Here is an 8,456-nt window from a genome sequence, read left to right as displayed (position 1 = left end):
GGGGTGCGGAGAGTGGACCATGGAGGGTCCACGACCCGACTTAAAGACAGGAGGTCGTCAGGAGGGCGCAGCACCCCCAGCCCGCCGGCCGGCGACTCCCTCCGAAGCCGGGAGTCTCCCCCTCACTGTCGCGAAAGCGGGGCACATGCCCGCCCGTCCCGTGCCTTGTTAGCGTGAAGACACTGGATCCCCGCTTTCGTGGGGAAGACGACAATGATTTCTTCAGGCGGCCTGTCGCGAAACTACGACGTCGGGACCAGGGCGCAGCCGTCCCCAGCCCGCCGGTCAGCGACTGCGTCCGCAGCCGGAAGAAGACCCTCAGACCCCGGCCAACGCGGCCCGCGGCGGCAAGGCCCAGTCGATCGGGGCCTGGCCGTGCCGGGCCAGGTACTCGTTGGCGGCGGAAAAGTGCCCGCAGCCGAGGAAGCCGCGGTGCGCCGACAACGGCGATGGGTGCGGGGCCTTGAGCACCCGGTGGCGGCCGGTGTCGATCACCTTGCCCTTGGCCTGGGCGTAGCTGCCCCAGAGCAGGAACACCAGGCCTTCACGTTCGCGGTTCAAGGTCGCCACGATGTGGTCGGTGAACCCCTCCCAGCCCTTGCCGGCGTGAGCGCCGGGACGGCCATCCTCGACCGTCAGCACCGCATTGAGCAGCAGCACGCCCTGGCGCGCCCACGGCAGCAGGCAACCATGGTCGGGGCGGGCGATGCCGAGGTCGCGCTGCAGTTCCTTGAAGATGTTGTCCAGCGACGGCGGTACCGGCACGCCCGGCGGCACCGAGAAACACAACCCGTGCGCCTGGCCGGCGCCGTGATAGGGATCCTGGCCGAGGATCACGACCTTGACCGCGTCGAACGGGGTCGCGTCCAGTGCGGCGAAGATCTGCGGGCCGGGCGGGTAGATGCGGGCGCCGGCGGCCTTGCGCTGGCGCAGGAAGGCCGCCAGCGCCTGCATGTCGTCGCGCTGCAGGTAGGCGCCGACATGCGCCCTCCACGAAGCCTCGAGGCGGATGCGGTCCTCACCCATGCCGGCCCCGCCGCTGCCGGCGCGATCCCGGCCGCGATCGCCGGCTCGCGCGAATGCCGGCATCGGGACGGACGTCGTTCCCGCGGGGAAGGGGCGCCGTATTCACGCGTTGAAGCTGCGCTGCTCCGGCAGCCGCGCCACGCGCAGCTGGAACAGGGTCTTGGTCACCAGCAGCCGCTCCTCGATCGGCTTGAGCACCAGGTCGTTGGCGCCTTCGCGCAGCAGCTGGCCCTGGTTTTCGCGGTTGGCGTCGCCGGTCATCACCAGCACCGGCAGCGCGCGCTTGCCGTAGCCGAACGCGCCGCGGATCTGCGACAGCAGGTCGCGGCCGCTGAGCGCGCCTTTCAGGTAGATGTCGGTCAGCACCAGGTCGGCACCGATGTCGCCCTGGTCGCGGTGCCCGTGCAGGTATTCCAGCGCGCCTTCGGCGTCGCTGAAGTGCAGCACCTCCAGGCCCTGGCGCTCGAGCATGCGCTTGGTCGCGGCGGCGACCACACGGCTGTCCTCGACGTAGAGCACGCGCGCGCCGGGCACCGGCTGCGGCTGCACGTAGCCGCGGATGAAGGCGGCCAGCGCGCTGTGGCCCAGCGCCTTGTCGAAATAGTCGGTGACGTCGTCGTTGAGGCTGCGCGATTCCAGCCGCGCCTGCACGTCGCCGGAGACCACGATCACCGGCACGTAGCTTTGCGCGGCGGCCTCGCGCACGCTGCGGGCCAGCGCCAGGCCGTCGCCGTCGGGCAGCAGCAGTGCGGTGGTGACCAGGTCCACCGGCGCCTCGGCCAGCGCCGCGCGCGCGCTGGCCAGGCCGTCGCAGGCGATCACCTGCGCGCCGGGCAACTCGCGCCGCAGCACGTCGCCGATCAGCTTGCGCACCAGCCTGGACCCATCGACGACCATCAACCGCGGGTCGTCGCTGACGACGTGGCGCAGGTCGTGCGCATGGAGGGAGTCGGAGGCGGCCATCAGGTCTCCGTGGGCCGGGTCTGGCGCAGGTAGTGGCCGGTGACGAGACCGGCGCCGACCCAGCCCAGCAGCGCCGCGCCGGCCACCACCGCAGCCGCGGTCGGCAGGTCGAACCCGGCGAGCGCGAAGCCGCTGCCGTAACTGGCGGCCAGCTCCGCCAGCGGCGCGCGCAACGCGACCGCGGCCGCGCTCAGCAGGCCGATCGCCAGCGCCCCGGCCGCCAGCCCGTACCACGCGCCCAGATACAGGAACGGGCGGCGGATGAAGCCGTCGGTGGCGCCCAGATGCTGCAGCACGCCGATCTCCTCGCGCCGCGACTGGATGTCCAGACGCACGGTATTGCCGACCACCAGCAGCGCGCCCAGCCCCAGCAGCGCCGCCAGCACCAGCGCCACCCGTCCGCCGAAGCGCAGCCAGCCGTCCAGCCGCTGCCGCCACAGCGCATCGTGCTGCACGAGGTCGGCTTCCGGCAGGGTCTGCAACGACGCCGCCAGCAGCGCCTCGTCGCCCCTGGGCGTCACGATCAGCAGGCTCGGCAGCACGCCGGCGGCGTCCTCCCCGGGCGCCAGCGCGGCGATGGCGTCGCCCAGGCCGCTGGCGCGCAGTTGCTCCAGGCCCTGCGCCGGCGTGCGCAGTTCGACCTTGCCGATGTCGTTGCGGCGGCGCAGTTCTGCGGCCAGCGCCTGCGCACGGACGCCGTCGACCGCGGGCTTGAGGAACACGCTGATCTCGCGCGCCTGCTGCACCTGACCGGAAAAGCGCGCGACATTGCCCAGCACCAGCCACAACCCCAGCGGCAACGCCAGCGCCACCGCCATCACTCCGACCGTGAGCACCGTCGCCCACGGCCGGCGCAGCACCCGGCCGAGACTGGCGACGAAGCTGTACAGGTGGTGATCGACCCAGGTGCCCAGACCCGAGCGCCCCGGGTCGCGCGCGCCGCGGTTGCCGGACTCACGCATCGGCGAGGTCCTCCGGCGCGATGTCGTCGGCCAGCTGGCCGTGGTCGAGCACCAGCACCCGCCGCTTCATGCGCTTCACCAGGCCCAGGTCGTGGCTGGCGACCAGCACGCTGATGCCGCGCTCGGGCAGCGCGGCGAACAGCGCCATGATCTCCGCCGACAGGGTCGGATCCAGGTTGCCGGTCGGCTCGTCGGCGAGCAGCAGCCGCGGCTCGCCGACCAGCGCGCGGGCGATGCCGACGCGCTGCTGCTCGCCGGCCGACAGCTGCGTCGGCAGCGCGCGCTCGCGCGCGCCCAGCCCAAGCTTGTCGAGCACGCTGCGCACGCGCTTGCCGATCTCGCCGCGGCGCAGGCCGCGCAGGATCAGCGGCAGGGCCACGTTCTCGAACACGCTGCGATCGGTGAGCAGGCGATGGTCCTGGAACACCACGCCGACCTCGCGCCGGTGCAGCGGCACGCGCCGGCCGCGGACCTTGAGCAGGTTGCGCTCGGCGAACAGCACCGCGCCGCGGCTGGGCCGCTCGGCCAGGTGGATCAGCTTCAGCAGCGTGCTCTTGCCGGCGCCCGAATGGCCGGTGACAAACAGCATCTCGCCCGGCTGCACCTCGAAGCTGACCTCGCTCAGGGCGACGTGGCCGCCCGGATACTGCTTGCTGACGTTGTCGAAACGCAGGACCGACATGAGGAGGTGTCGTGCCTCGGCGATGAAGGCCGCAGTATCGCCCGAGCCGCCGACGACGGCCAGCGCGGACGGCGCCGGCTACGGCCAGGCGAGGTTCCGCCAGGCCCCCGACGGCGGGACTGCCGCGCCGAAGCATCGCTCCGCTGCGCTGTCGCCACTTCGAGCCGCCGCGACGCGGTGCGCGGTTGGCGCCAGGAAAGGTCCGAACCGTCGTCGTCCGCCCCGCGCAAGCGGGAAGCCGGTGGCTTCAAGCCATTGAAAACAAAGACGCGGAATGGGCAGACGTGCGCCCGCCGAAAGCCCGCCCTTCGACAGGCTCGGGACGTGCTTTCGCGGAAATCACGGGGACCAGCCGAATCGCGCAGACGTTCCCTAATGCTGCGACCGCGGCGCGCGGGTCACCAGCGATTTCAGGCCGCGGCCGATGCGCGTCAGCAGCGAGGACTCGCCGGGCTTGTCGGCGCCCGCAGGGGCCGCGGCCGGACGCGGCGCGACGCGGGTGGCGACCACCTCGGCTGCGGCGCGGGCCGGGACCGTCGCCTGCGGCCGGGACGCGGTCGCCGCTTCCGCGCCCTCCAGGCGCTTGCCGCCGCGCCGGCGGCGACGCTTGCGCGGCGCGCGTTCGCCGGCGAGCGCGGCGCCAGCTGCGATTGCGGCGCCCGCCGCCGGCGCGGCGCCGGCATCGGCTCCCGCGGCGACGGCTGCGGCTCCAATGGCCGGCGCGGTCGCGGCGGGCTTCGCCGCGGGGTGGTCCTCGGTCTTGCGCGGCGAACGCGGCCCGCGCCGGCCTTCGCCCGCGCCACCGCGGCCGCCACGGCCGGGGCCGGGGCCGTGCCCATGGCCGCCGCCGCGACGCTGCTCCTCGGCGGCGCGCGCCTCGCGTGCCTCGCGGAAGATCGCGCTGACGCTCTCGCCGTCCTCGACCGCCGCGGCGCCCTCGCGCGGCTTGCGCGGCAACGAGGTCAGCAAATCGGCGGTGATCGGCTCCACCGGGATCTTCTGCTCGATGTAGGCCTCGATGTCGGGCAGGCTCTGCGCGTAGCGCTCGCAGGCGAAGCTGATCGCATCGCCCTCCTCGCCCAGGCGTGCGGTGCGGCCGATCCGGTGCACGTAGTCCTCGGCGTCGAACGGCAGGTCGTAGTTGTAGACGTACTTCACGCCGTCGATGTGCAGCCCGCGGGCGGCGACGTCGGTGGCGACCAGGATCTCCAGCTGGCCTTTCTGGAACTTGCCCAGCAGCGATTCGCGCTTTTTCTGCGGTACGTCGCCGGAGAGCACGCCGACGCGGTAACCGGCGCGCTCCAGCGCCCGCGCCACCCGTTCCACCCAGACCTTGGTGTTGACGAAGACCATGGTGCGCGCGCCTTCGCTGCGCGACAGCAGGCCCAGCAGCAGCGGGATCTTCTCGTCGTCGGCCGGCAGGTACATCACCTGGCGCACGGTCGAGTTGGTGATGAACTCGCTCTCGACCACGATCTTCTCGGGCTCGTTCATGTGCTCGTAGGCGAGCTCCAGCACGCGGTGGCTCAGGGTCGCCGAGAACAGCAGCGTCTGCCGCTCGGTGCGCACCGGCATGCGCCGCAGCAGGAAGCGGATGTCCTTGATGAAGCCGAGGTCGAACATGCGGTCGGCCTCGTCCAGCACGCATACCTCGCAGGCGTGCAGGCTGACCACCTTGTGCTGCTTGACGTAGTCGATCAGGCGCCCGGGGGTGGCGATGATCACGTCGGCGCCATCCTGCAGCTGCTGGCGCTGCTTGTCGTAGTCCACGCCGCCGTAGACCAGCGCGAACTTCAGCCCGAGGTTGGAAGCGAACTTGAGCGCGTCCTTGTGGATCTGGATCGCCAGCTCGCGGGTCGGCGCCAGGATCAGCGCGCGCGGATCCTCGGGCCGGCGCTCGGCCAGGGCCGGGCGGGTCAGCAGCCGGTTGACCAGCGTGACCAGGAACGCCAGGGTCTTGCCGGTCCCGGTCTGGGCCTGGCCGGCGACGTCGCGTCCGGGCAAGGTGACCGGCAGGGTCAGCGCCTGGATCGGTGTGCAGCGGGCGAAGCCGGCGGCCGTCAGCCCGGCCAACAGGGCCGGATGCAGGTCGAAGGAGGAAAAGGCGATATCGGTTAAGGGCTTGTCGCTCATGCGTGGCAATGCAATCCGGTGGTCGGCGCGGCGCGGCGCGCTTGCGTGGGAGGCGTCCGCGAAGCAGACTGCCGGTAGGCGCCCGGGGCGCGCGCTGTCGCGAAAGCGGCGCTTGAAGCCCCGTGGAAACGCCCCAGTTTAACAGCATCCCCCGGCGCCACCCGCCGCGCCCGCCCGACAGTCCGAGGAGCCCCCATGAGCGATACCGTGATCCACGCCACCGATGCCGATTTCGACAGCGCCGTGCTGCAGTCCCGGGAACCGGTGCTGGTCGATTTCTGGGCGCAGTGGTGCGGCCCCTGCCGGATGATCGCCCCGGCGCTGGACCAGCTGGCCGCCGAATACGCCGGCAAGGCCAAGGTGGTGAAGGTCGACATCGACCAGAACCGCGATACCGCCATCAAGTACCACGTGCGCTCGATCCCGATGCTGCTGCTGTTCAAGGACGGCCAGGTGCAGGCGACCCAGATCGGCGCCGTCGGCAAGGCCCAGCTGAGCCAGATGATCGACAAGGCGCTGTGACGCCCGGGGCTTGCGCCCCACCTGAACCGCCATACCCGCCGCGCTCGCGCACGCTTGCCGCGGCGCGGGCACGGTGCTAGTTTGACTGTACCGGCACGGTTTTTTCGGCTGCCGCACCCTTCTCAGACCCACCTCCCAGATCCGCCCGCGGCCCGCGGGCGCTCGCACCCCAGCGAGGAATTCGCACTTGTCCGACAACCCCTCCGATTCCGGCGACATCGCCGAGAAGCGCGTGCGCAGGCCGCGCGTCGGCAAGGCCGATGCCGCCGCCCCGATGACCGCGCCGGCCGAGTCCGCTGCTCCCGCCGCTCCTGCCGTCCCCGCCGCTCCCGCTGCGCCGTCGGCTGCAGCGCCATCGGCCCCGGCGTCCGGCGCCGGTGGCGAGGTCCCGACGCCAGGCGGCAACGACGGCGGCGAGCCGCGCGAAGCCCGCGAGGGCGGCCGTCACGGCAGCCGCCGCGACCGCTTCCGCAACCGCCGCGACCGCCAGCGCGACCGTTACCGCGACGACGGTCTGCCGCGCGACGACAACGGCGCCGAACAGCAGCAGCCGAACCGGCCGCTACCCAACATCCCGGAAGGCTTCCCGCAGTACTCGCTCGGCGACCTGAAGCGGATGCCGGCGCAGAAGCTGCTCGACCTGGCCGAGCAGCTGGGCATTTCCGACGGCGTCGCCCGCGCCCGCAAGCAGGACGTGATCTTCGCCCTGCTCAAGGTGCTGACCCGTACCGCCGAAGGCGTCGCCGCCGACGGCGTGCTGGAGATCCTGCCCGACGGCTTCGGCTTCCTGCGCGCGGCCGAGGCCAGCTACCTGGCCGGCCCCGACGACACCTACATCTCGCCCAGCCAGATCCGCCGCTTCAACCTGCGCACCGGCGACCACCTGTCCGGACGCATCCGCTGGCCCAAGGACGGCGAGCGCTACTTCGCGCTGAACATCGTCGACGAGATCAACGGCGAGCCGATCGAGGCCTCCAAGAACAAGGTCCTGTTCGAGAACCTGACGCCGCTGTTCCCGCGCCGCAAGTTCAAGCTCGAGCGCGGCGACGGCTCCACCGAGGACATCACCGGCCGCATCCTCGACCTGATGGCACCGCAGGGCAAGGGCCAGCGCGCATTGATCGTGTCGCCGCCGAAAGCCGGCAAGACCATGATGATGCAGCAGATCGCCACCGCGATCACCACCAACCACCCCGATGTGCACCTGATCGTGCTGCTGATCGACGAGCGGCCGGAGGAAGTCACCGACATGCAGCGCACCGTGCGCGGCGAGGTGATCTCCTCGACCTTCGACGAGCCGGCCGCGCGCCACGTGCAGGTCGCCGAGATGGTGATCGAGCGCGCCAAGCGCCTGGTCGAGCACAAGCGCGACGTGGTCATCCTGCTGGACTCGATCACCCGCCTGGCGCGCGCCTACAACATGGTGGTGCCGTCCTCGGGCAAGGTCCTGTCCGGCGGCGTCGACGCCAATGCGCTGCACCGGCCCAAGCGCTTCTTCGGCGCCGCGCGCAACGTCGAGGAAGGCGGCAGCCTGACCATCATCGCCACCGCGCTGGTGGACACCGGCAGCAAGATGGACGAGGTGATCTACGAGGAGTTCAAGGGTACCGGCAACTCGGAGGTGCTGCTCAGCCGCCGCATCACCGAGAAGCGCGTGTACCCGGCGATCGACATCAACCGCTCCGGCACCCGCCGCGAGGACCTGCTGATCGAGCCCGAGCTGCTGCAGAAGATCTGGATCCTGCGCAAGCTGCTGCACGGCATGGACGAGATCGCGGCGATGGAGTTCCTGCTCGACAAGATGAAGAGCACCAAGAGCAATGACGAGTTCTTCGCCTCGATGAAACGCTGACCGGCGCTGCGGATCGGCACGAAAAACCCCGCAGCGCGGGGTTTTTTGGTCTCCCACCACCGGGAGAGGAACGTCTGCGGAGGGCCCGCTGGCACGGGCCTGTGGGGGGGCCGTGAACACGCCCTTCAGGCGCGGAAACTTTGCTGGGATACCGGTAGCCCGACCCCTGCAGGATACGCCGCGAACATATGCTTCAAGTTGCGGAAGCCTCTGCAACGGAAGCCGGTGGCCGGCCTGTGCGGACACGCCGTAAATGCACGCTTCAAGTGCGGACCCCTTTACGGGGGAAGCCGGCGGCTGAGCGCCTGTGCGGGAC

The 8,456-nt window shown here is 71.3% G+C and carries 7 protein-coding genes; 2 read left to right on the top strand and 5 right to left on the bottom strand.

Annotated features, from left to right (window positions below; all coding sequences use genetic code 11):
- Positions 1-318 precede the first annotated feature (318 nt).
- The 5 genes from ung to rhlB form a co-directional block, all read right to left on the bottom strand.
- Positions 319-1,026 carry a uracil-DNA glycosylase gene (gene ung / locus D0Y53_RS12300; RefSeq protein WP_117203621.1) on the bottom strand — a complete coding sequence of 236 codons (708 nt, stop codon included), beginning with the start codon at positions 1,024-1,026 and terminating at the stop codon, positions 319-321.
- Positions 1,027-1,128: 102 nt separating this feature from the next.
- A complete protein-coding gene (locus D0Y53_RS12295; RefSeq protein WP_117203618.1) occupies positions 1,129-1,989 on the bottom strand; it encodes a response regulator in 861 nt (286 codons plus the stop codon).
- The gene (ftsX, locus tag D0Y53_RS12290) at positions 1,989-2,951 is read right to left on the bottom strand and encodes a permease-like cell division protein FtsX (RefSeq protein ID WP_117203617.1); all 963 of its coding nucleotides are present in this window, start codon (positions 2,949-2,951) and stop codon (positions 1,989-1,991) included. The genes D0Y53_RS12295 and ftsX overlap by 1 nt, the downstream gene beginning before the upstream one ends.
- Positions 2,944-3,633 carry a cell division ATP-binding protein FtsE gene (gene ftsE / locus D0Y53_RS12285; RefSeq protein ID WP_117203616.1) on the bottom strand — a complete coding sequence of 230 codons (690 nt, stop codon included), beginning with the start codon at positions 3,631-3,633 and terminating at the stop codon, positions 2,944-2,946. Before ftsE ends, ftsX begins: the two co-directional genes overlap by 8 nt.
- A gap of 372 nt (positions 3,634-4,005) precedes the next feature.
- Positions 4,006-5,766, bottom strand: a complete 1,761-nt coding sequence (gene rhlB, locus D0Y53_RS12280; RefSeq protein ID WP_117203615.1) for an ATP-dependent RNA helicase RhlB — start codon at positions 5,764-5,766, stop codon at positions 4,006-4,008.
- Positions 5,767-5,961: 195 nt separating this feature from the next.
- Between rhlB and trxA the strand changes: the two genes are divergently transcribed.
- Together trxA and rho are read left to right on the top strand one after the other, a co-directional pair.
- The gene (trxA, locus tag D0Y53_RS12275) at positions 5,962-6,288 is read left to right on the top strand and encodes a thioredoxin TrxA (RefSeq protein ID WP_117203614.1); all 327 of its coding nucleotides are present in this window, start codon (positions 5,962-5,964) and stop codon (positions 6,286-6,288) included.
- A gap of 187 nt (positions 6,289-6,475) precedes the next feature.
- The gene (gene rho / locus D0Y53_RS12270; RefSeq protein ID WP_117203613.1) at positions 6,476-8,140 is read left to right on the top strand and encodes a transcription termination factor Rho; all 1,665 of its coding nucleotides are present in this window, start codon (positions 6,476-6,478) and stop codon (positions 8,138-8,140) included.
- Positions 8,141-8,456 lie beyond the last annotated feature (316 nt).

Origin of the sequence: Cognatiluteimonas weifangensis (genome assembly GCF_003416885.1) — a bacterium.
GTDB lineage: Bacteria > Pseudomonadota > Gammaproteobacteria > Xanthomonadales > Xanthomonadaceae > Cognatiluteimonas > Cognatiluteimonas weifangensis.
The sequence above is the reverse complement of the archived record's forward strand: the minus strand, read 5'-3'. Positions and strand labels throughout refer to the sequence as shown.

Bases quoted from the DNA above. Each gene is read 5' to 3' on its own strand.
- rhlB (WP_117203615.1), bottom strand. From the start codon at position 5,766: ATGAGCGACAAGCCCTTAACCGATATCGCCTTTTCCTCCTTCGACCTG.
- D0Y53_RS12295 (WP_117203618.1), bottom strand. From the start codon at position 1,989: ATGGCCGCCTCCGACTCCCTCCATGCGCACGACCTGCGCCACGTCGTC.
- ftsE (WP_117203616.1), bottom strand. From the start codon at position 3,633: ATGTCGGTCCTGCGTTTCGACAACGTCAGCAAGCAGTATCCGGGCGGC.
- ung (WP_117203621.1), bottom strand. From the start codon at position 1,026: ATGGGTGAGGACCGCATCCGCCTCGAGGCTTCGTGGAGGGCGCATGTC.
- trxA (WP_117203614.1), top strand. From the start codon at position 5,962: ATGAGCGATACCGTGATCCACGCCACCGATGCCGATTTCGACAGCGCC.
- ftsX (WP_117203617.1), bottom strand. From the start codon at position 2,951: ATGCGTGAGTCCGGCAACCGCGGCGCGCGCGACCCGGGGCGCTCGGGT.